The sequence below is a fragment of the Moryella indoligenes genome (assembly GCF_030812885.1).
Classification (GTDB): domain Bacteria; phylum Bacillota; class Clostridia; order Lachnospirales; family Lachnospiraceae; genus Moryella; species Moryella indoligenes.
In genome coordinates this window covers 150,666-172,972 of sequence record NZ_JAUSTO010000001.1, presented here as the reverse complement: position 1 = coordinate 172,972, position 22,307 = coordinate 150,666, and the positions used below count along the sequence as shown (strand labels likewise).

Genomic DNA, 22,307 nt, shown 5'->3' with positions numbered 1-22,307 from the left:
TCTTTTGCAGGCCTTTCAGCCCTTCGCATTGCAGGAAGCGTCGTCTTGTGTTACCATGATTCAGCAGAGAATACCGGCCTGTCGGCAGCATTACCCGCGTCCTTGTAAAAGGGGCAGTGGTATCTGCGCGGCAGGCCTTTTTTAGGAGCAGTCAGGAGCAGAACAGATGAAGTGGAAGAAGTATACGCTGAGCACGACGACGGCGGCGGTGGATCTCGTGAGCGCCGCGTTTTCGGAGCTTGGGATAGAGGGGATCGAAATAGAGGATCATGTGCCGCTCTCGGAGCAGGACACGAAGGGTATGTTCATTGACATACTGCCGGAGCTGCCGCCGGATGACGGGCGTGCGCGGGTCAGCTTCTATCTGGAGCCGGAGAGCGATACGGAAGAGATGCTTGTCCGTGTGCGGGAGAGCCTTGAGGAGCTGAGGCTGTTCACGGACATCGGCCCCGGAGAGATTTCGGAGAGCGAGACGGAGGACCGGGACTGGATCAACAACTGGAAGACCTTTTTTCATCCCTTCACGGTGGACGATATTCTGATTAAGCCGAGCTGGGAGCAGATTCCGGCCGGAGCGGAGGGGAAGACGCCCATCCAGATAGATCCGGGAACGGCGTTCGGGACGGGGGCGCATGAGACGACCCAGCTCTGCATACGTCAGCTCGCGAAGTATCTGAAAATCATGCGGGCGGCGGGAGTCCGGGACGGCATAGAGGTTCTGGATGTCGGGACGGGCAGCGGCATACTGGGAATCGCGGCACTGAAGCTCGGTGCAGCGCATGTCTTTGCGACAGATCTCGACGACAACGCGGTGGAGGCGGTCGGGGAGAACCTTCGGAGTAATGCGCTTACGGAGGCGCAGTTCCGGACAGTCTGCGGCAATCTGATCGACGATGCAGAGGTACAGGCGGCAGCGGGGGACGAGCGCTACGACATCGCGGTGGCAAATATACTGGCGCCGGTGATCATCGCGCTGCAGGGGGAGATTGCCCGTCACTTAAAGCACGGCGGCATCTTCATCACCTCGGGCATCATCGACACGAAAGAGGACGAGGTACGGGAAGCATTCGGCAGGAACCCGGAGTTTGAGCTGCTGGAGGTGAACCGTCAGGGCGAGTGGGTGAATATCACCGTGAGGAGAAGATAAGAGGTGTATCATTTTTTTGTTGCGCCGGAGCAGCTTTCGGAGTGGGAGGCCCGGATCACAGGGCCGGATGTGAATCATATTGTGAATGTGCTCCGCATGAAGGTCGGAGAGCGGCTGATGATCAGTGCGGGAGAGGACTGGGAGTATCTCTGTGAGATCCGGGCGCTGTCCCGTGAGGCGGTGGAGCTCACGGTGCTCGAGGAAAATGCGGATGTGCGGGAGCTTCCGGTGGAGATCACGCTGTATCAGGGACTGCCGAAGGGAGATAAGCTGGAGCTCATCATACAGAAGGCGGTGGAGCTCGGCGTGCGCCGGGTGGTTCCGGTGGAGACGAGGCGCTGTGTCGCGAAGCTTGACAAAAGGAAGGCGGAGGCGCGGGTGCGGCGCTGGCAGGCGATCGCAGAGAGTGCGGCGAAGCAGTCCGGGCGGAGAGTAATTCCGGAGGTGGCGCTGCCGCTCAGTTTCTCTGAGGCACTTAAGGAAGCAGAGGAGAGTGAGCTCTGCATGATTCCCTATGAGAAGGCGGAGGGAATGGAGGCGACCCGGGCGCTGATCTCCTCAGTAGAGCCGGGCGACCGTGTGGCGGTGATGATAGGGCCGGAGGGCGGCTTTGAGGAGAGCGAGATTCAGGAGGCACAGGAGCGGGGCTTTACGGCGCTGACGCTCGGAAAGCGCATACTTCGGACGGAGACTGCGGGGCTCGTGGTGCTCTCTCTTCTCATGGCGGAGACAGAGGGGCGCTGAGCGCGCCCGGCGGGATGTCCTGGCTGCGCGTTTTATCTGAGCTTATAGCGCGGCGGAAAGGTTTATATGCGTGAGATTTATTTTGACAATTCGGCGACAACCAGGGTGTCGGAGCGTGTGATGGAGCTGGTGGTGCGCACCATGCGGGAGGACTACGGAAATCCTTCGGCGAAGCACAGCATGGGTGTCCGTGCAGAGCGCTATGTGCGGGAGGCTGCGGAGCGGATCGCGAGGACTTTGAAGGTCTCGGCAAAGGAGATACTCTTCACCTCAGGAGGCACGGAGTCCGACAATATGGCGCTGATCGGCTGTGCGCTCGCAAATCAGCGGGCAGGCAGGCACATCATAACCACGGCGATCGAGCACCCGGCGGTGTATGAGCCGCTGCTTTTTCTGGAGGGACTGGGCTTTGAGGTGACGGTGCTTCCGGTGGATGAGAGGGGACATATCTCCCCTGCGCAGCTTAAGGAGGCGCTCCGGGAGGATACCATACTGGTCTCGGTCATGTATGTGAACAATGAGATCGGAGCGGTGGAACCGGTTCAGGAGCTCGCAGGGCTGGTGCATGAGAGAAAACCCGCGGCACTCTTTCACGTAGACGCCATTCAGGGCTACGGGAAGTACAGAATATATCCGAAGCGGCTCGGCATAGATCTCTTAAGCGTCAGCGGGCACAAGCTGCACGCGCCGAAGGGCGTCGGCTTTCTCTACATAGACAGCAGGGTGAAGATACGTCCGCTGTTATATGGCGGGGGGCAGCAGGGAGGGCTTCGCAGCGGGACGATCAACGTTCCGGGCATTGCCGGGCTGGGAGAAGCCGCAGTTGAGGCCTATGAGGATTTTGATGAGAAAATTGCGCATATGCGGGCGCTGAAGGACAGGATCACGGATGCGATGCTCGCCCTGCCGGGCGTCAGTGTGAATTCCGGGCGCGGCGAGGAGGGCGCGCCGCATATTGTCAGCATCTCGGTGGAGGATGTGCGCGCGGAGGTGCTGCTGCACGCTCTGGAGGAGCGGGGCATCTATGTGTCCAGCGGGTCGGCCTGCTCATCGAACCATCCGGGCATCTCGGGGACGCTGAAGGGCATAGGTCTCAGAGATAAGCTGCTGGATGCGACGATACGAGTGAGCCTCTGCGACACGAATACGGCAGAGGAAGCAGATGCCTTTGCAGAGGCAATGGCGGAGCTTGTGCCGACGCTGAGCCGGTTTACGAGAAGATGAAGGTTCAGGACAGTGGGGAACGAAGAGCATGGAATATAAGTCATTTTTAATCAAGTACGGAGAAATAGGCCTGAAGGGCAAGAACCGCTATAAGTTCGAGGATGCCCTGATTCAGCAGATATACACGGCGCTGAAGCCTGTCGAGGGGAACTTTTCGGTTGAGAAGCAGCACGGGCGCATCTATGTGGAGACGGAGGGGTATTTTGACTACGAGGACACAGTGGAGGCGCTGAAGCGTGTGTTCGGAATCGTGATGATATGTCCGATGCTGCGCTTTGCGGAGCGCGACTTTGAGACCATCGCGGCGCGCACCGTGCAGTTTATGCAGGACGTCTACGGGACGGAGGAGAGGAGCTTCAAGGTATTTACCCGGAGAATAGACAAGAGCTACCCGGGAACCTCCGAGAGCATCAGCGCAGAGCTCGGCGGCAGAATACTGGAGACATGCCCGAATTTACGGGTGGATGTCCACCATCCGGAGATCAGCCTGAATGTGGAGATACGGAACGAGGGCACAGGGATCTACTCCGTCCTCATTCCGGGGCCGGGCGGGATGCCGGTCGGAACAAACGGCAAGGCCATGCTGCTGCTCTCCGGCGGCATCGATTCCCCGGTGGCGGGCTATATGATCGCAAAGCGCGGCGTCATGCTGGAGGCGACCTATTTTCACGCGCCGCCCTATACCAGCGAGCGCGCAAAGCAGAAGGTTGTGGATCTCGCGCGGGAGGTGGCGCGCTACGCAGGTCCTGTCACGCTTCATATCGTGAATTTCACGGATATACAGCTCTATATCTATGAGAAGTGCCCGCATGAGGAGCTGACCATTATCATGCGCCGCTACATGATGCGCATTGCGGAGCGGCTCGCAGGGCGGAGCAAGTGCATGGCGCTCATCACAGGAGAGAGTATCGGGCAGGTGGCGAGTCAGACAGTGCCCTCCCTCGTGTCGACGAATGAGGTCTGCACACTTCCGGTATTCCGTCCGCTGATCGGCTTTGACAAGCAGGAGATCATAGAACGCGCGGTGCAGATCGGGACCTATGAGACCTCGATTGAGCCCTATGAGGACTGCTGCACCATCTTTGTTGCAAAGCACCCGGTGACAAAGCCGGACGCAGAGCGCATACGGAAGTCGGAGCTGAAGCTTTCGGAAAAGATAGATGAGATGGTCGAGGAGGCCATACGGACGGAGGAGAGAATTCGCTGTACGGCGGAGTGAGGAGCTGTCTCTGTCTGTTCGGAAGAGTTCAGAAAGCCGGATCAGAAATGAAGCTGAAAATAAAACAGGAGCTTCGCTCAAGGAAGCTCCTGCGTTTGGTATGGCTTTACGGACCGAGAAGTGCCGTATGCAAGCGACTCCGCCTGTCTGTCCCTTTGGAGGATCACTCCACGATATAGGGCTTCAGCGCCGTGAGTATATCGCTCTCCTCGGTATTGCCGTGGATATTCAGATCAATAGGCTTGGAGAGATCCAGACTGAAGATACCCATAATGGACTTCGCGTCGATCACATATCTGCCGGAGACAAGGTCGAAGTCCTCGTTGTAGCGCGCAATCGTATTTACAAAGGATTTGACCTTGTCGATGGAATTGAGAGAGATCTTGACGGTTTTCATAGAGAAGCGCCTCCTTAAAATATAATCTGCTTTGTCTATCATCGTAATTGGAAGCGGGGGCAAAGTCAAGCGAAGGAAAGGAAGAAATCATTTGAGAACGGCGGCATTTCATACCCTTGGCTGCAAGGTGAATACCTATGAGACAGAGGCCATGCAGCAGGCGCTGCTCAGGGCCGGCTATGAGCTTCGCTCCTTTGAGGAGCCCGCGGATGTCTATATCATCAACACCTGCTCTGTCACAAATATCGCGGACAGAAAGTCGCGGCAGATGCTGCACCGGGCGAAAAGCATGAACCCGGATGCGGTGGTGGTCGCAGCGGGCTGCTACGCGCAGGCGGCGGGCGGGAAGCTTAAGGAGGACACGGCGGTGGATCTCATCGTCGGAAATCACGAGAAGCGGGAGATAGCAGCACTGCTGGAGAGATATTTTGCCTCGCACGATGCTTCGCGTCTCTGTAAAACAGGAGGCCCCGAGGATTGCGATTTTCGCGCAGATGAAAAGGATCAGGACACGGGAAATGCGGATCGTGCTGCCTGCGTTGCAGTCGGAGATATTGCGGCGGTGCGCGCATACGATGATATCAGCGCGGACACAATGTCGGATCACACCCGTGCATTTCTGAAGATACAGGACGGCTGCAACCAGTTTTGCAGCTACTGTATCATTCCCTATGTGCGGGGGCGCGTGCGCTCAAGGGCCTTTCCGGAGCTCAAGGAGGAGGTGGAGCGCTTTGCGGCGCAGGGCTACAGGGAGCTCGTGCTGACCGGGATTCACCTCTCCTCCTACGGGCGGGATCTGGAGCGGATACAGTCCGCCGGAGAGCATGCAGAGAATCTTTCGGATGTCATCTGTCTTCTCGACCGGGTGGAGGGAATTGAGCGCATCCGAGTGGGCTCGCTGGAGCCGCAGATTGTCACGGAGGATTTTGTGCGGAGACTGGCGGGACTTCGGCACTTCTGTCCGCATTTTCATCTCTCGATGCAGAGCGGCTCGGATGCCGTGCTGCGGCGCATGAACCGGCACTACAGCACAGCGGAATTCCGGCGGGGGGTCGATACGATCCGCAGGGTCTTCCCTGATGCGGCGATCACAACGGACATCATTGCGGGTTTCCCCGGGGAGACGGAGGAGGAGTTTCAGGAGACGCTTGCCTTCACGGAGGAGATATGCTTTTACGAGACACATATCTTCCCCTACTCCCGCAGGGAGGGAACACGGGCGGCAGAGATGCCGGGACAGTGCACGCGGGCTGTGAAGGCGGCGCGTGCGGAGCAGCTCGCGGCGCTGAACCGGAGACACATGCGTGAATTTCGGGAGCGCCGCATAGGCCGCTGGGAGGAGATACTTGTGGAGGAGGTAGCAGAGCTGAACGGACGCCGCTATCTGCTCGGAAATACCAGAGAGTATGTCCGTATTGCGGCCCTGCTGCATGAAAACGAGACTGCTCCGGTGAATGCGCTCATATCCGGACAGGTCACGGGTTTTCTTACGGAGGAGCTGCTGGAGCTGCAGCGCTGAGGGGCTCCGATACTGGCTGCGGTTCTTACAAATCTCTGAATGGGGGATTTCCTCTTGCTGAATATCTTCTTTTCGTATAAAATAGGGAATAATTGAGAGGAATCATATCATGAACGAAAACTTGCACGATACCCAGTTCTTTCAGGCAATACAGGAAAATAAGATGGATGTAAGCCAGGTGCTTCGTCTGGTTTATGAAGCGCTGTCCGAGAAGGGCTACAATCCGGTGAATCAGATTGTCGGCTATGTGATGAGCGGAGATCCGACCTATATTACCAGCCACAAGAATGCGAGAAGTCTCATCATGAAGGTGGAGAGAGACGATATTCTTGAGGAGCTTTTGAGCTACTATATCGAGAACAAGTACGACGGCGGCAGGTAATACCGCCGTCGGCTGTTTTGCGTTTTTAAGTTTAGATGTGATAGAAAGCCGCGTGAAGGACCGTTATGGGCTCGGTCATCAATCGAATCTGGCACCTCTGAGACTGATACAGGAATATTCCGTATCAGCGCTTTTTGTTGTATGATTTTACAGTTTTCAGAAAGAGGCGAGGGTTTATCAGTGTTAATGGGTCTGGACTACGGATCGAAGACGGTAGGCGTCGCATTCAGCGACGCCCTGTACTTAACGGCACAGCCGGCGGAGACCATATGGAGAACTTCGGAATCGAAGCTCAGAAGAACCTGTTCCCGCATTGAGGAGCTCGTGCAGGAGCGGGGTGTCACCCGCATCGTGCTGGGGCGTCCGTGCCATATGGACGGGAGTGCCGGTGAGCGCGTGGAGCGCTGTGAGCACTTTCGGGAGATGCTCATCCGAAGAACCGGGCTGCCGGTGGAGTGGCAGGATGAGCGTCTTACGACTGTGGCGGCGGATGAGATACTCTCGGAGAGCGGTGTGCCGCGCGAGGAGAGAAAGAAGTATATAGATCAGGTCGCAGCGAGCCTGATTTTAAAGGAATATATGGACGCTCACCCGGAATGCAGGTGAGCGCGGAAAGGAAGAGGATGGAGAAAGGGAGAGAAGAGGAGCTCATGGCGGCCCCGGAGCAGGCGCGAATCACTGTTGCAGATCAGGACGGGGGCGAAGTGGAGCTCTACGTTCTGGAGGAGACGAAAATTAACGGGATGTATTATCTCCTCGCGGCGGAAGGCGCCGAGGGGGATGGTGCGTGTTATATCCTAAAGGATGTCTCGGGCCCGGAGGAAAGAGAAGCAGTCTATGAGTTTGTGGAGGACGATGCCGAGGCGGACTACATGCTTCGCATCTTTCAGGAGCTGATGAGTGATTCCGGTGTAGAGCTTATATGAGCAGAGAGGATATCTGTCTGTTCCGACAGCATAGAGCGGGTTGGAAGACAGAAGCTGATAAAACAACAGAACCATGCCGCATACAGGCTTAAGGTTCGTATGAGAGGAGTTTTAATTTGAGTGAGAATGAAAGAAATCCGCTGAACGCGATCAGAAAGCTGAAGGAGCTGAGCCGCAACCTGAGCCAGGAGGCACAGGGCGGCAGGAAAGATGGCGCACAGAAGGAGAATGCAGGAAAGACGACTGCGCGAAGGAGCAGTGCAAGGAAGGAAACAGGCGCACAGGAAACTGTGAAGAAGGAGAGTGCCGGGAAAAACAGCGCGGGAAGGAGCGCGGGCAGAAAGAACAGTATGCCGCGGAAGGAAAGCGTGAAAAAAGAGAGCCCCGTAAAAGGGGAGCAGAAGAAGGAGAGTGTGTCAAAGACCTCCCGCAGAAGACCGCACGCCGCAGAGGTGAAGGAGAGCACAAAGACAAAGGAGAGTACAAAGGCGAAGGAGAGCAGCCGCAGTACGGGGAGCCGCAGCGGTGTACGCCGCTCCGCAAAAAAAACGCTCGGTCCTCTGGCAGCCATGCTGGAGCACGCGAAGCTCCCGAAGGCACGCGTCATCCGCTCCAGCGCGGAGGGCAGGGTGAAGATCATCCCGCTCGGCGGCCTCGAGCAGATCGGCATGAATATTACGGCCTTTGAGTGCAATGATACCATCATCGTTGTGGACTGCGGCATTGCCTTTCCGAGTGAGGATATGCTGGGTATTGACTGTGTGATTCCGGATGTGAGCTACCTGAAGGAGAATATCTCGAAGGTAAAGGGCTTTGTCATCACCCATGGACACGAGGATCATATCGGCGCGCTGCCCTATATTCTGAAGGAGCTGAATGTTCCGGTGTACTCCACGCGACTCACCATCGCACTGATCCGGCATAAGCTGGAGGAGCACAGACTGCTCGATTCCGCGAAGCTCTTCGTGGTAAAGCACGGCGATACGGTGCCCTTCGGTGATTTTAATGTGGAGTTTATCAAGACGAATCACTCTATTTCCGACAGCTCGGCGCTTGCGATCTTCAGCCCGGCAGGTGTCATTTTCCACACCGGCGATTTCAAGATCGACTACACGCCCGTGTTCGGTGAGGCTGCGGATCTGCAGCGCATGGCAGAGCTCGGAAAGCAGGGAGTGCTGGCGCTGCTCTGCGACAGCACTAACGCAATACGCCCGGGCTTTACGATGTCGGAGCGCACGGTCGGCAGAACCTTCGACCTGATATTCTCCGAGCACAAGGAGAATCGTATTATCGTCGCGACCTTTGCTTCAAACGTGGATCGCGTGCAGCAGGTGATCAATTCTGCCTACAGGTACGGCCGCAAGGTGGTGGTTGAAGGCCGCTCCATGGTAAATGTCATCGGCATCGCCAATGAGCTCGGCTATATTCAGATCCCGGAGGGGACGTTGATCGACATTGAGCAGCTGAAGAACTATCCGCAGGAGAAGACCGTTCTCATCACGACGGGCAGTCAGGGAGAGAGCATGGCTGCGCTCTCCAGAATGGCCAGCGGCATGCACAGAAAGGTCTCGATCTCACCTTCGGATGTGGTTGTGATGAGCTCTCACCCCATCCCCGGCAATGAGAAGGCCGTGGACAAGGTGATCAACGAGCTCTCCATCAAGGGGGCGGAGGTCATATTTCAGGACACGCATGTATCCGGACACGCCTGCGCAGAGGAGATCAAGCTCATGTACTCCCTGCTCAGGCCGAAGTTTGCGCTGCCGGTGCACGGTGAGTACCGTCACAGAAAGGCACAGGTGGAGATCGCGGCGGCGGTCGGCGTGCCGAAAGAGAATATACTCTTTATGTCCACGGGTGATGTCGTTGAGATCAGTGAGAACAGCTGTCGCATCGCAGGGCATGTGCAGGCAGGCGGCATCATGGTGGACGGGCTCGGTGTCGGAGACGTGGGCAATGTCGTCCTGAGAGATAGACAAAACCTCGCGCAGAATGGTATCATGATCGTGACAATGGCGCTGGAGCGCGGTTCGAACCAGCTGGTCTCCGGGCCGGAGATTGTCTCCAGAGGCTTTGTCTATGTGAAGGATTCGGAGGAGCTGATGGCAGGCGCGCGAGATATCGCTGCTGCCGCAGTGCGCGACAGTCTCAGCGCCGGTGTTCACGACTGGAGCAAGCTGAAGAACGCGGTGCGGGACGAGCTGAGCGATTTCTTCTGGAAGAAGATGAAGCGGAATCCGGTGATACTGCCCATCATTCTCGGGGTTCATTGAGAAGCAGGCAGCCTTTGGAGGGGAAGAAGCTCTCACGGAGCGTACTATCAAGGCCGCACAGCTTTGAAACGGAGCAGAGCTTATGAATCGAAATGCCGAAAAACTGAACAGCTTCTCATCCGGTCTCATCGGGCTTGCAGTGCGGGTCCTGGTTGCGGCCGGACTGCTTCTGGTTCTGGCGCGCGGCATGGCGGTAGCGTATCGCTTCGGCTACAGCGCATTTTATGAGCAGGGGAAGGATGCTCCTCCCGGAAAGAACATCTATGTGACGATTCCTGAGGGCATGGATCTCTGGGAGGCCTCAGAGCTGCTTTTGAAGCGCGGTGTTGCGGACAATGTCTGGGCGCTGCGCCTGCAGGCACTGTTCTTTGATCTTGAGGTACAGCCGGGGCATTACCAGCTGAACAGCTCGGAGACAGCGGAGGAGTTGCTCCGTCAGCTCGATGCAGGCCCGGAGACAGCGGAGGAGACAGATAAGAAATGATTGTTGCGCCTGAAATTACGGCCTATCTTGATTCGCTTGAGCCGGGAAATGCTGCATGGCTGGAGGCACTGCGCCGGGAGGCGGAGACAGCGGAGGTTCCTGTGCTCCGGCGGAATACGGAGCGCTTTTTAAAGATGCTGCTTCTCATTCTGAAGCCGCAGGAGCTTTTGGAGGTCGGAACGGCGGTGGGATATTCTGCCCTTGTTATGGCCTCAGTGCTCCCGGAGAATGCGCACATCACGACGATAGAGAGCTGGGCGCCGCGCATCGAGGCCGCGCAGCGGAACATAAGCCGCAGTGTCTATCGGGAGAGGATTACGCTTCTTCCCGGCGACGCCGGCGAAATCCTTCCCGGACTTCCGGCGGAACGATATTCCTTTGTGTTTATGGATGCGGCAAAAGGGCAGTATTTGAACTGGCTGCCGCATCTTTTAAAATGTCTGAGACCCGGCGGCATTATCCTCTCGGATAATGTATTGCAGGAGGGGAGCATCGCGTATTCCCGTTTTGCCCTGCCGCGCCGCGACAGAACCATACACGCCCGCATGAGGGAATATCTCTACGTTCTGACGCACACGGAGGGACTGGAGACGAGCATATTGCCGGGCGGGGACGGAATTGCACTGACGCTGAAGCGCGCCGGGGCAGAGTGAGAGAAAGGAAGCTTATGCGAGAAAAAAGACCGGAGCTTCTGCTCCCGGCGGGCAGTCTTAAAGTGCTGAGGACTGCGCTGGACTACGGAGCGGACGCGGTTTATATCGGCGGGGAGGCCTTCGGTCTCCGTGCCATGGCGAAGAACTTTTCGCCGGAGGAGATGGCGGAGGGCATACGCTACGCACATGAGCGGGGAAAGAAGGTCTATGTGACCGCAAATATACTTGCGCACAATGACGATCTCACAGCGGCGGAGCACTATTTTGAGGAGCTTAAGGAGATGCAGCCGGATGCGCTCATCGTCTCCGATCCGGCGCTCTTCATGCTGGCAAAGCGCATATGTCCGGACACGGAGCTCCATGTGAGCACACAGGCGAACAATACGAATTACGGAAGCTTTCTCTTCTGGCGGGAGCTCGGTGCAAAGCGCGTCGTGACGGCGCGGGAGCTCTCTCTCAGGGAGATTGCGGATATTCGGAGACACATTCCGGAAGAGATGGAGATTGAGACCTTCGTGCACGGTGCGATGTGCATCTCCTACTCGGGGCGCTGCCTCTTAAGCAGCTTTCTCTCCGGACGGGATGCGAACCGCGGAGCCTGTACCCACCCCTGTCGCTGGCAGTACGCGGTGGTGGAGGAGAAGCGCCCGGGGCAGTATATGCCGGTGTATGAAAATGAGCGGGGGACCTTCATCTTCAATTCCAGGGATCTCTGCATGATAGAGCATATTCCGGAGCTCATAGAGGCCGGGATAGACAGCTTCAAGATTGAGGGGCGCATGAAGACGGAGCTCTACGTCGCGGTCAATGCGCGCGCCTACCGACGGGCGATTGATGATTATTTGAAGGATCCCGCACTCTATGCGTCGCATCTTGAGGAGTACAGGCGAGAGATCGGAAAATGCACCTACCGGGAGTTCACGACCGGCTTCTTTTTTGGCAGACCCTCGGAGGACGCGCAGATCTACGAGAACAATACCTACACGCGGAGCTACACTTATCTGGGAACCGTGGAGCGCCTGGACAAACAGGGGCGCGCCTGCTTCCGGCAGAAAAATAAGTTTTCGGTCGGCGACAGGATAGAAATCATGAAGAAGGACGGGAGCGATGTGATCTCAGAGGTGCTCTCGATCGAGAACGACGAGGGCATGCGGGAGGAGAGCGCGCCGCATCCGCTGGAGTCGCTGCATGTGGAGCTGTGTCCGGCAGCGGAGCCCGGAGAGCTGCTGCGTGTGGAGACTGCAGAGCTGAAGTAAGGAGCGGATACATGAGTGTATTTTTCACCGCGGGCTTTCTTCTGTGCCTCGGTTACTGGATCGTTGCGACGATCTATGCGGGTCAGTTTCTGGCGCAGAGTCAGATCTGGCTCTGCTTTGCGTTTCTCTCGCTCTGCAATGCGGCGGTGGCCTGGGGTTACAGGCATGAGTGGAGACAGATTCCGCTCTGGCTTGTCACGGCGGTACATACGGCGACCTTCTCTCTCGCGGCGGTATTGATCGCGGCAGGCGTATGCATCGCCTCCGGGATGCATCCCGGGGAGCCTGTGAATCCGGAGTATGTGATCGTCCTCGGCGCGCAGGTGAGACCGGACGGCACGATCTCACGCTCACTGAAGCGGCGGTTGGACCGCACGCTCGCCTATGCGGAACAGAATCCGCAGACCAGTTTTGTGCTCTCGGGCGGGCAAGACGTTTCCTCGCTCCGCTCGGAGGCAGAGGTGATGGCAGATTATCTCTGCGAAAACGGTCTTAAGGCAGAGCGCCTGCTTCTGGAGATACAGTCAAAGAATACCTTTGAAAATATCAGCTACAGCCGTGCGTTGATCCGCCGCGTCCGCGGGGAGGCGGAGGAGAGCGAGTCCCGGGCGGCTTTTGTGAGCCCGGTGCAGGGAATGGAGATCCTGAGCGCAGAGTCGAGACCGGTGCGCATCGCCGTGCTGAGCTCCGACTATCATCTGTATCGCGCAATGCATATTGCCAAAAAACAGTCACAGCAGCAAATTTATGGGATACCCGTGGCCACAGATCTGGTACTCTTCCCGCATTTTATGCTGCGGGAGTGCGCGGCGCTCTTAAAGGACAAGTTCCTGGGTAGGCTGTGAGTAAAGCGGCGGGGCTTTGAAACACTCTGAGCTTTATCGTTGCCGGGAGAGCTCCGGCAGACAGAAGGGAAGCAGGATCCGGGAAACTGCGGATCGCACGCTGCTTTCCATGATACCGGCCGATGGGATTATACCGTCGGCATAAAGACGCGATCACACAGAAAGGAAGACTTATGGCAGAAATTCGGAATCGCAGCGAAAGAACAGCGGCACTGAAGACATTACCCGCGTACACATATTTAAAGGAGACGGATATCCCGGAGATCGGTGCAGTCGCGGTCAGTATGGAACACAGAAGAACGGGAGCGCGGGTGTTCCTGCTGCTCTCCGACGACAACAACAAGGTCTTCACGATCGGCTTTCGCACGCCTTCCCGCGACTCCACGGGCGTTGCCCACATTGTGGAGCACACCGTGCTCTGCGGCTCGGAGAAGTATCCTGCGAAGGATCCCTTTGTGGAGCTCGTGAAGGGCTCGCTCAACACCTTTCTGAACGCGATGACCTATCCGGATAAGACGCTCTATCCTGTCGCAAGCTGCAATGACACGGATTTTCATAATCTCATGGACGTGTATCTGGATGCGGTGTTTCATCCGAGACTCTATCAGGAGAAGAAGATATTCCTGCAGGAGGGCTGGCATTACGAGGCGGAGAGCGCGGACGGCCCGCTGAGCTACAACGGCGTTGTCTACAATGAGATGAAGGGGGTGTATTCCTCTGTGGACGGCGTGATGGAGCGCGCGGTGAATGAGGCGCTCTTTCCGGGACATCCCTATGCGGAGGAGTCCGGAGGAGACCCGGACTGCATCCCGGAGCTGAGCTATGAGTCTTATCTGGATTTCCACAGCCGCTACTATCATCCGACGAATTCTTTTATTTACCTCTACGGAAACACGGATATGGCGGAGCGGCTGGACTACATGGACCGGGAGTACCTCTCGAAGTATGAGAGGCGTCCGCTGGATTCGGAGCTGAAGCTCCCCGCGCCGCTCAGGGCACCGGTGGAAAAGCTGTTTGAATATTCCATCGCGGAGAGCGAGTCAGAGGATCATGCGGCTTATTTCTCCCTCAATATGCGCGTCGGCGGTGAGCTGGATCCGCTGCTCTGCAACGCGTTTCAGGCGCTGGAATATGTGCTGCTTGAGGTTCCGGGGGCGCCGCTGCACGATGCGCTCATTCAGGCAGGCATCGGTGAGGATGTGTACGGCGGCTACAGCTATGGAATACGCGAGCCTTATTTTGCTGTGAACGCAAAGCATGTTGCGCTGGATCAGAAGGAGCAGTTTCTCGCTGTGGTGCGGGATACCCTGCGGGCTCTTGCCGGGGGAGCGCTGGATCACAAAATGGTAAAGGCTGCGCTGAATTCTGCGGAATTTCGGGCAAGGGAGGCAGATTTCGGCTCCTATCCGAAGGGACTGATATATGGAATTGAGAGTTTCAACAGCTGGCTCTATGACGCGGATCCCTGCATGCACCTTCGCTTTGACGGGCTGTTTTCTGAGCTTAGGAAGAAGGTCGATGAGGATTTCTTTGAGGGGATCATCAGGGACTATCTGCTGGACAACCCGAATGAGGCGCTGGTCATACTGAAGCCGGTCAGCGGGCTCACGGCAAAGCAGGAGGAGAAAAGAAACGAGAAGCTCCGGGAGATCGCGGCACAGATGAGCCGGGAGGAGAGGGAGCGCATTGTCTGGGAGACACGGGAGCTGAAGGCCTATCAGAGTGAGCCCTCGAAGCAGGAGGATCTCTTAAGGATTCCGCTGCTTAAGCGGGGAGATATTGACCGCGGCGCTGAGAAGCTGAACTTTAAGACCGAGGAGATCGCGGGACTCCCTGTCGTCTGGACGGAGGTCTTCACCTCCGGTATTGTCTACCTGCGTCTTGATTTTGACTGCGGAAGTCTGTCGCTCAGTGAGCTCTCCTCTCTTGCACTCCTGCGCGACGTGCTGGGCTATATGGACACGGAGAGTCACAGCTACAGTGAGCTCTCCACGCTGATCAATTTAAACAGCGGCGGCATCGGCTTTGGCATGGAGAGTTATCCGGATCTTCTAAGTGCAGGGAAGAACAGCTCTCTCTTTTTTGCGAGCGGAAAGGCACTTGCAGAGAAGGTGGATTTTCTGTTGAAGACCATGCGGGAAATGCTTCTTGGTACAAGCTTTGCGGACGGGAAGCGCCTTAGGGACAACTTAAATGAGGTAAAGGCGGGTCTTAAGGACAAGCTGACCTCGGCGGGACATGTGATGGCACTGATTCGCGCGGGAGCCTGCCTCTCCGCAGACGCGGCCTTTGGAGACGCGACGCGGGGCATTGCGTATTTTAAGCATCTGGAGCAGCTTGCAGCGATGGATGACGCCGAGACGGCACGGATTGCAGAGACGCTTGAGGAGCTCGCAGCGCGCATCTTTACGGCGGACAATATCACGGTGCATTTAAGCTGTGACGCAGAGGGCTATGCCGCAGTGCGCAGGGCACTGGAGGGGTATCGTGAGAGCTTTCCGGCAGGTGCAAAGCGTCCGCAGCGCTTTTTGTGGAAGCGCGATGTGCGGCGCGAGGGCTTTTCCACTGCGTCCCAGGTGAACTATGTGGCACGCAGCGGAAACTTTAAGGAGCACGGCTTCGCGTACACGGGAGCGCTGCGCGTGCTGAAGCTGCTGCTGAGCTATGATTATCTCTGGAACAATATTCGGGTGCTCGGCGGCGCATACGGCTGTGCAGCGAGCTTTGGGCGCAGCGGGAGCGCGGGCTTTGCCTCTTATCGAGATCCGAAGCTTTTGGAGACGGACCGGATCTATGACGGAATCGCAGAATTTGCAGAGCAGTTCACCGCGGATGAGCGCGAGATGACAAAGAGTATCATCGGAACCATCGCGGAGCTCGACAGTCCGCTCACACCCAAGCAGGCAGGACTGCGCGGCCTGTCTGCATATTATTCACATGTGACAGACGAGGATCTTCAGAGGGAGAGAGACGAGATCCTGAATGCAGAGCCTGCGGATATCCGCGCGCTGGCGCCGCTCCTTCGCGCCGTGCTGTCTGACGGCGCAAAGTGTGTGATTGGAAACGAGAGCCAGCTTCGGAAGGAGGAGCAGGCATTCACAGAAGTAAAGCCGCTGTTTCAGGCGCAGAAGGAAGAGAGATGAAGTCAGGATTTGTAGCCCTGATCGGGCGCCCGAATGTGGGGAAGTCGACGCTGATGAATCACCTGATTGGTCAGAAGATCGCTATCACCTCCGAGAAGGCACAGACTACCAGAAGTCAGATACGCACGGTGTACACAGATGCACGCGGTCAGATAGTCTTTGAGGATACGCCGGGGATGACCCGCGCGAAGAACAAGCTCGGGCGCTTCATGGTGGACGTGGCAGAGAAGACAATAGAGGAGGCGGATGTGCTGCTCTGGATCGTTGATGCCACAGAGTATATTGGTGCGGCAGAGACAGAGATCGCGGAGAAACTGAAGAAAAATCACCGGCCACTGGTGCTGGTTGTCAATAAGACGGACAAAGTGAAGGACAGAAAGGCGCTGGCGGAGAGCATAGAAAAGTATCAGAGCTTTGCGAGGCCCAAAGAGCTTGTGGCGGTCTCCGCTCTCCGGAGCGAGAATCTGGAGCTTTTGCTGGACACTCTGTATCAGCTTCTGCCGGAGGGACCGATGTTCTATGATGAGGACACGGTCACGGAGGAGCCAATGCGGGATATCGCTGCGGAGCTCATCAGGGAACAGGCGCTGCGTCTTCTGCGGGACGAGGTTCCGCACGGCATCGCGGTCACAGTGGAGCGGATGAAGGAACGGGAGGACGGAATCATAGATCTGGACGCGAATATCGTCTGCGAGAGGGAGTCCCACAAGGGAATGATTATCGGCAGAGGCGGTCAGATGCTGAAGCGCATCGGGACAGGGGCGCGCATTGCGATAGAGGAGCTGACGGAGGCAAAGGTGAATCTGAAGCTCTGGGTCAAGGTGCGAAAGGAGTGGCGTGACAATGACACGCAGCTTAAGTCCTTCGGTTATGATATGAGGAGTCTTAGGAAATAAGGCGCATACGGATGAGCAGCTGTTTTTCAAGAGGTCGGGAGAGGCATGAGGAACGGAGTGATTGAGGTCACCGGTATGGTGCTGAGTGTTATGCCGGTCGGGGAGCGGGACCGAAGAGTCGCGCTCCTTACGCTGGAGCAGGGGAAGCTCTCCTTCTTTGCCCGCGGTGCAGGAAGGCCGGGCAGCCCCTTTATGGGGGTGACCCGGCCCTTTGCATATGGAAAGTTCAGTCTGTTTCAGGGACGTGACAGCTATACGTTGGAGGGCGCAGAGATCGCAAATTACTTTGAGTCGCTCACGCTGGACGTGGAGAGCACCTGCTACGGAACCTATTTTCTGGAGCTGATGGATTACTACAACAGGGAGTATGCGCCGGAACCGCGCTACTTAAAGCTCCTGTACTTCAGTCTCCTCGCACTGCAAAAGCCCGCTCTCCCGAGGGAACTGACGCGCCGCATCTTTGAGCTTCGCAGCATGGTCACGGACGGAAGCTATGACCCGGAACCGCCGCTGAGGAGCGGGGAGGGCTGCGCCTATACCTGGCACTATATCTGCACTGCGCCGCTGGAGAAGCTCTATACCTTTGCCATAAGTGAGGAGAGTCTCGCAGAGCTCGGCGAAAACGTGGACGCCTCGCTCCATCGCTATGTGGACAGGACGCTCCATTCGCTGGAGATACTGAAGCTTCTGTGAGAGGAAATTAAAAATTGTCATATTCAACATTCTAAACATTCAGCTTTTTGTAAATATCCCCTCTTAATCCTATATCAAAGAGATAGATGATAGATCAATCATTCACATTCATGATCTATCACGCAAAAACAGCCCTGTAATCACCTATGCGCAATTGAAAAATATCATCAAAGCTTTTAGAATAAAACCTCGAAAGAAGAGGGGACGATGCTACAAAATAAAAAAACGGAGACCCTGAAAATTCAAGGTTTCCGCTCTCTGTTCAGAGCTGATGACGGGAATCGGACCCGTGACCTCCGCACTACCAATGCGACGCACTACCGACTGTGCTACATCAGCTTTGTGCCAAATCGAGATTGCTCTCAATCAAGCTTTGGTAGAATACCATAGTGCTGTTGCTTTGTCAATTGTTTTATATAATTTCTGATGTAATAATGCTGTAAGAATTTCTTCATTGACTTCCCTGTCCGGGACTTTTATACTAAATGTTACCGAATCATTCCATAAATATTAAAATGTTACTAAAAGATTTCTGACATCATTCCGGAGGACGCGATGAAGAAAAGATATTTTAAACCCTGCGCCGCAGCTTTTCTTTCAGCCTGCATTGCGTTTTCTGCGGCGATGCCTGTGCTGGCAGCCAGGGAGCAGGTCGGCGGAGCTCCGGTGTCGGAGAGTTCAGAGAGCCCTGTACAGGAGATAGCTGCGCAAAAAAGCGCGGAAGCAGTGGGAGTGGTACCTGTGCTGGCGGTAGAGACAGCAGCCGCACCTGCGGAGCCTTCAAAAGCTGAGATACCGGAAGCCCCGGCGGAGCAGAAGGCAGCGGAAGTAAAGATGGTACAGGCTGAGGTGAAGGCAGCTTCGACGGAGAAGCTGCGGACAGAGCTTCAGACGACAGAAAAAGAGCTGCTGAAGCTTGCTGACAATTCCGCTGTGCTCACAGATGAGGAGCAGGCCGCCCGCGATCAGGTGACCGGTCCCGGAGTTGCATCGGTACAGGCAGGAAACAGCGGCGTCCGGGAGCCGGTGGTTCACAATCGTCCGGTCAATTCAGGAAAGGCGCTTACAACGGACTGGAGTCAGGTCAGTGAGCTGAGAAAAGAGATTGTTGATTATGCAAGGCAGTTTGAGGGCGGTGTTTATACTTACGGCGGAATTACACCGGAGTCCGGCTTTGACTGCTCCGGACTGGTGCTCTATGTGATGAAGCAGGCGGCAGGGATCTCTCTCTACCACCAGTCGGCAGCACAGGCGAAGAGCGGTGTCAGCGTGAGTGAGGATGAGATGCGTCCCGGCGATATTATTGCCTACGACGGAAGTCCAAAGGATGGCGTTGTGAATCATATCTCGATCTACATGGGAGATGGACAGGCCATTCATGCAGTCGGAAGCGGCAAGGGGATTCGCATCACACCCTGGGACTATGCGCCCGCGCTGGATATCCGAAATGTACTGGGCGACTGAGGTACAGAACTGATAGAGTGAAGGGCTCTCCTTCGCACTATGCTGCGGATGGGAGCATAGCCCCTGTTCTGAGACAGGAACGGACTGAACACAGAGATAAGGAGCGGTACTGCGGGTCTTCTTCTTGCAGTGACCGCTCTTTTCGTTTATGATAAATGCTACTGTGTATACTTGGCGGAATGAGGAGAAAATGAAAACATACAAGCTGACGGCGCCCTGTCACTTTGGTCTGGAGGCCGTTCTGAAGAGAGAGATCACGGAGCTCGGCTATGATGTGAGCGCCACGGACAATGGAAAGGTAAGCTTCATCGGGGATGCAGAGGCGATTGCACGTGCCAATATCTGGCTGCGCACGGCGGAGCGTGTGCTGCTGGAGGTCGGGAGCTTTCGCGCGACGACCTACGACGAGCTGTTTGAGGGGACTGCGGCGCTGCCGTGGAGCGAGCTGATCCCGAGGGATGGGAAGTTTTGGGTCACCAAGGCGACCTCGATCAACAGCAAGCTTTTCTCGCCCTCTGATATTCAGTCTATCATGAAAAAGGCAATGGTTCGCAGTATGGGGCGGCGTTACGGGCTCACGCAGTTTGCGGAGAGTGGGGAGAGCTATCCGGTGCGCGCCTTTCTCCATAATGATATCGTGACAGTCGCGCTGGATACGAGCGGCGCCTCGCTTCATAAGCGCGGTTACAGGACGGAGACTGCGAAGGCTCCGATCACCGAGACGCTGGCGGCTGCACTGCTTAAGCTGACCCCATGGCACAGCGACCGCATTCTGGTAGATCCGTTTTGCGGGAGCGGAACCTTTCCCATTGAGGCAGCCATGATGGCGGCAAATATGGCTCCAGGCATGAATCGTGAGTTTCTGTCTCAGAGCTGGGAACAGCTGATTCCAAAGAAGTGCTGGTACGATGCGCTGGATGAGGCCAATGAGCTGTTGAAGTTAGAAGTGGAGACGGATATTCAGGGCTACGATATCGATCCGTCTGTGATTCGCAGTGCGAAGATCAATGCAGAGCAGGCGGGAGTCGGGCAGCTCATTCACTTCCAGCAGAGGTCGGTCGCAGAGCTGTCGCACGCAAAAAAATATGGCTTTTTGGTTACAAACCCGCCCTATGGTGAGCGCCTGAAGAACGACGAGGGGCTGGAGCTTCTGTACCGGACGCTCGGAGAGCGCTACCTTGCGCTGGAGGACTGGTCGCTGTACATGATTACCTCCTTTCCGGGGGCGGAGCAGTGCATCGGCCGCAGGGCAGATAAGAACCGGAAGATCTATAACGGGATGATGAAGACTTATTTTTATCAGTTTCTTGGCAAGAAGCCCCCGAGGCGTAAGCATGTTTTGGAATGTGATGCGGGAAATGCTGACAAAGAGCGGCAGATCGAAAAGAGGAAGTGACAGTGCTGCTGTCACAACAGGAACAGCTATGGCGAAGACAAAAATTGTATTTGCGACAGGAAATGAGAATAAGCTTCGGGAGATTCGGGAGATCTTTTCAGAGCTGGATGCAGAGATATTCTCTATGAAGGAAGCCGGAGTGGATGCAGAGCCGGAGGAGAATGGACAGAGCTTTGCGGAGAATGCCATGATAAAGGCGCGGGCGGTCCATGCGCTCTGCCCGGATGCAATCGTGATGGCGGACGATTCCGGACTCGTAGTGGATTATCTGGGCGGGGAGCCGGGAATCTACTCTGCGCGCTGGCTGGGGCGGGAGACACCCTACAGTGTGAAGAACGCAGAGATCATCAGACGACTTGAGGGAGCTGTATCCCGGGAGCGAAGCGCCCGCTTTCAGGCTGCGATTGCCTGCATCCTTCCGGATGGGAGGAGCTTTGTGACAGAGGGGACCATGGAGGGAGAGATTGCACTTAAGCCTGCGGGAGCGCATGGTTTTGGCTATGATCCCATACTATGGCTGCCGGAGTACGGCAAGTGCTCTGCCGAGCTCCCGGATAATGAGAAGAATGCGATCAGCCACCGTGGAAAGGCGCTGCGCAGCATGAGAGAGAAGCTGAGGGGCATCGCATTATGAGAGTCCTGATTGTGAGCGATACACACAGAAGAGATGAAAATCTGAAAAAGGTACTGGAGAAAGAGGGGCCGATCGATCTGCTCATTCACCTGGGGGATGCAGAGGGAAGCGAGCAGATATTCAAGAGCTGGCTGCCGGACAGCACCCGTCTGATTGTCTTGAAGGGAAATAACGATTTCTTTTCTGATCTGGAGACCGAGGAGACGGTTCGCATCGGAAAGTACAACTGTCTCCTGACGCATGGACACTACTACAATGTCTCCCTTGATCTGGAACTTTTGCGCCAGGAGGCGCGGGCGCGCGGTTTTGATCTTGCCATGTTCGGACACACACATCGTCCGGTGATCGAGGAGAAGGGCGGCGTGACACTTCTGAATCCGGGCAGTCTTTCCTATCCCCGCCAGGAGGGGCATAAGCCGAGCTACATCCTGCTGGAGAGCGATCTGAGAGGAAATATACGATTGCAATTGAATTTTCTCGAAGAATAGAGTAAAATGATAAGGCATTTCGGGGTGTAGCCCAGCCCGGTAGGGCGCCTGCTTTGGGAGCAGGATGTCGCAGGTTCGAATCCTGTCACCCCGATGTGGTTGTAATACTGAAAAAGCCAGCAAAATCAATAGTTTGCGGGCTTTTTTTGCTGTTATGAAATATATGCTAAATTCTCATCTCTGTTTTGTGTCCACTTTTTGCCTGTGCCAAGACATCCTCATCGGAGTGGAAGCCTGCTTTGGATGCTTCTCCAGCCATTTCTTTTTGAAGTATCTGCATAGCATACACAGCAGAATTTACCATGCGAACAGAATTACCCTCTACAATAAATGTTACTCGATCTCCGTTAGAAACGCCGAGAACGGAACGAATATCCTTAGGGATCGTAATTTTTCCCTTGGCCATAACCTTGGCATTATCTGTAAAAATATTTAGATCCATAGATGCCCCTCCCTGAGAAAATGTGATAGTAGGGAAATTCATGCTATCATTATAGCGCCAGAGGACGCAGAGTTCATATAGA

The 22,307-nt window shown here is 55.9% G+C and carries 22 protein-coding genes and 2 tRNA genes; 21 read left to right on the top strand and 3 right to left on the bottom strand.

Features of this window, described 5'->3' with window-relative positions; genetic code table 11:
* Positions 1–166 precede the first annotated feature (166 nt).
* The 4 genes from prmA to thiI all read left to right on the top strand — a co-directional run bounded on the left by prmA (position 167) and on the right by thiI (position 4,334).
* Positions 167–1,147 (top strand): 50S ribosomal protein L11 methyltransferase, encoded by a 981-nt coding sequence (gene prmA / locus J2S20_RS00810; RefSeq protein ID WP_307252006.1) that lies wholly within the window; start codon positions 167–169, stop codon positions 1,145–1,147.
* A 3-nt stretch (positions 1,148–1,150) separates the two neighbouring features.
* Positions 1,151–1,891 carry a 16S rRNA (uracil(1498)-N(3))-methyltransferase gene (locus J2S20_RS00805; RefSeq protein WP_307252003.1) on the top strand — a complete coding sequence of 247 codons (741 nt, stop codon included), beginning with the start codon at positions 1,151–1,153 and terminating at the stop codon, positions 1,889–1,891.
* Between the two features lie 66 nt (positions 1,892–1,957).
* Positions 1,958–3,115, top strand: a complete 1,158-nt coding sequence (locus J2S20_RS00800) for a cysteine desulfurase family protein (RefSeq protein ID WP_307252000.1) — start codon at positions 1,958–1,960, stop codon at positions 3,113–3,115.
* A gap of 28 nt (positions 3,116–3,143) precedes the next feature.
* Positions 3,144–4,334, top strand: coding sequence for a tRNA uracil 4-sulfurtransferase ThiI (gene thiI, locus J2S20_RS00795; protein ID WP_307251997.1), 1,191 nt, complete (start codon positions 3,144–3,146; stop codon positions 4,332–4,334).
* 163 nt (positions 4,335–4,497) lie between these two features.
* Here thiI and J2S20_RS00790 read toward each other — a convergent pair whose 3' ends face one another.
* The gene (locus J2S20_RS00790; protein WP_106612727.1) at positions 4,498–4,731 is read right to left on the bottom strand and encodes an HPr family phosphocarrier protein; all 234 of its coding nucleotides are present in this window, start codon (positions 4,729–4,731) and stop codon (positions 4,498–4,500) included.
* Positions 4,732–4,822: 91 nt separating this feature from the next.
* Here J2S20_RS00790 and mtaB point away from each other — a divergent pair, with 91 nt between their 5' ends.
* The 12 genes from mtaB to recO all read left to right on the top strand — a co-directional run bounded on the left by mtaB (position 4,823) and on the right by recO (position 17,801).
* Positions 4,823–6,250, top strand: a complete 1,428-nt coding sequence (gene mtaB / locus J2S20_RS00785) for a tRNA (N(6)-L-threonylcarbamoyladenosine(37)-C(2))-methylthiotransferase MtaB (protein ID WP_307252207.1) — start codon at positions 4,823–4,825, stop codon at positions 6,248–6,250.
* Between the two features lie 109 nt (positions 6,251–6,359).
* The gene (locus J2S20_RS00780) at positions 6,360–6,632 is read left to right on the top strand and encodes an IreB family regulatory phosphoprotein (RefSeq protein WP_106612725.1); all 273 of its coding nucleotides are present in this window, start codon (positions 6,360–6,362) and stop codon (positions 6,630–6,632) included.
* 186 nt (positions 6,633–6,818) lie between these two features.
* Entirely contained in the window at positions 6,819–7,238 is a 420-nt protein-coding gene (gene ruvX, locus J2S20_RS00775; protein WP_307251992.1) for a Holliday junction resolvase RuvX, read from the top strand.
* Positions 7,239–7,255: 17 nt separating this feature from the next.
* A complete protein-coding gene (locus tag J2S20_RS00770; RefSeq protein WP_330692704.1) occupies positions 7,256–7,558 on the top strand; it encodes a DUF1292 domain-containing protein in 303 nt (100 codons plus the stop codon).
* 569 nt (positions 7,559–8,127) lie between these two features.
* Entirely contained in the window at positions 8,128–9,831 is a 1,704-nt protein-coding gene (locus J2S20_RS00765) for a ribonuclease J (RefSeq protein WP_211292263.1), read from the top strand.
* An 82-nt stretch (positions 9,832–9,913) separates the two neighbouring features.
* Positions 9,914–10,315, top strand: a complete 402-nt coding sequence (locus tag J2S20_RS00760) for an MltG/YceG/YrrL family protein (protein WP_106612722.1) — start codon at positions 9,914–9,916, stop codon at positions 10,313–10,315.
* The gene (locus tag J2S20_RS00755) at positions 10,312–10,968 is read left to right on the top strand and encodes an O-methyltransferase (protein WP_106612721.1); all 657 of its coding nucleotides are present in this window, start codon (positions 10,312–10,314) and stop codon (positions 10,966–10,968) included. The genes J2S20_RS00760 and J2S20_RS00755 overlap by 4 nt, the downstream gene beginning before the upstream one ends.
* Before the next feature lie 14 nt (positions 10,969–10,982).
* A complete protein-coding gene (locus J2S20_RS00750; RefSeq protein WP_106612720.1) occupies positions 10,983–12,224 on the top strand; it encodes a peptidase U32 family protein in 1,242 nt (413 codons plus the stop codon).
* An 11-nt stretch (positions 12,225–12,235) separates the two neighbouring features.
* Entirely contained in the window at positions 12,236–13,069 is an 834-nt protein-coding gene (locus tag J2S20_RS00745; RefSeq protein WP_106612719.1) for a YdcF family protein, read from the top strand.
* 173 nt (positions 13,070–13,242) lie between these two features.
* On the top strand, positions 13,243–16,212 hold the full coding sequence (locus J2S20_RS00740; RefSeq protein WP_106612718.1) for an insulinase family protein: 2,970 nt from the start codon (positions 13,243–13,245) through the stop codon (positions 16,210–16,212).
* Entirely contained in the window at positions 16,209–17,108 is a 900-nt protein-coding gene (era, locus tag J2S20_RS00735; RefSeq protein ID WP_106612717.1) for a GTPase Era, read from the top strand. Before J2S20_RS00740 ends, era begins: the two co-directional genes overlap by 4 nt.
* Positions 17,109–17,153: 45 nt before the next feature.
* Positions 17,154–17,801, top strand: a complete 648-nt coding sequence (recO, locus tag J2S20_RS00730; RefSeq protein ID WP_106612716.1) for a DNA repair protein RecO — start codon at positions 17,154–17,156, stop codon at positions 17,799–17,801.
* Positions 17,802–18,067: 266 nt separating this feature from the next.
* On the opposite strand, the gene J2S20_RS00725 is transcribed toward recO, so the two are convergent.
* Positions 18,068–18,140: transfer RNA gene (locus tag J2S20_RS00725), tRNA-Thr, on the bottom strand.
* A gap of 216 nt (positions 18,141–18,356) precedes the next feature.
* Here J2S20_RS00725 and J2S20_RS00720 point away from each other — a divergent pair.
* The 5 genes from J2S20_RS00720 to J2S20_RS00700 all read left to right on the top strand — a co-directional run bounded on the left by J2S20_RS00720 (position 18,357) and on the right by J2S20_RS00700 (position 21,877).
* On the top strand, positions 18,357–19,265 hold the full coding sequence (locus tag J2S20_RS00720; protein WP_106612715.1) for a C40 family peptidase: 909 nt from the start codon (positions 18,357–18,359) through the stop codon (positions 19,263–19,265).
* A gap of 190 nt (positions 19,266–19,455) precedes the next feature.
* Positions 19,456–20,661 carry a THUMP domain-containing class I SAM-dependent RNA methyltransferase gene (locus tag J2S20_RS00715; RefSeq protein ID WP_106612714.1) on the top strand — a complete coding sequence of 402 codons (1,206 nt, stop codon included), beginning with the start codon at positions 19,456–19,458 and terminating at the stop codon, positions 20,659–20,661.
* Positions 20,662–20,689: 28 nt separating this feature from the next.
* The gene (rdgB, locus tag J2S20_RS00710; protein ID WP_106612713.1) at positions 20,690–21,295 is read left to right on the top strand and encodes an RdgB/HAM1 family non-canonical purine NTP pyrophosphatase; all 606 of its coding nucleotides are present in this window, start codon (positions 20,690–20,692) and stop codon (positions 21,293–21,295) included.
* Positions 21,292–21,783 (top strand): metallophosphoesterase, encoded by a 492-nt coding sequence (locus J2S20_RS00705; RefSeq protein WP_106612712.1) that lies wholly within the window; start codon positions 21,292–21,294, stop codon positions 21,781–21,783. Before rdgB ends, J2S20_RS00705 begins: the two co-directional genes overlap by 4 nt.
* Before the next feature lie 20 nt (positions 21,784–21,803).
* Positions 21,804–21,877 (top strand) — tRNA-Pro (locus J2S20_RS00700).
* Between the two features lie 72 nt (positions 21,878–21,949).
* Here the strand turns inward: J2S20_RS00700 and J2S20_RS00695 are convergent.
* Positions 21,950–22,225: an AbrB/MazE/SpoVT family DNA-binding domain-containing protein gene (locus J2S20_RS00695; RefSeq protein ID WP_211292256.1), complete on the bottom strand. Its 276-nt coding sequence runs from the start codon at positions 22,223–22,225 to the stop codon at positions 21,950–21,952.
* Positions 22,226–22,307: the final 82 nt, after the last annotated feature.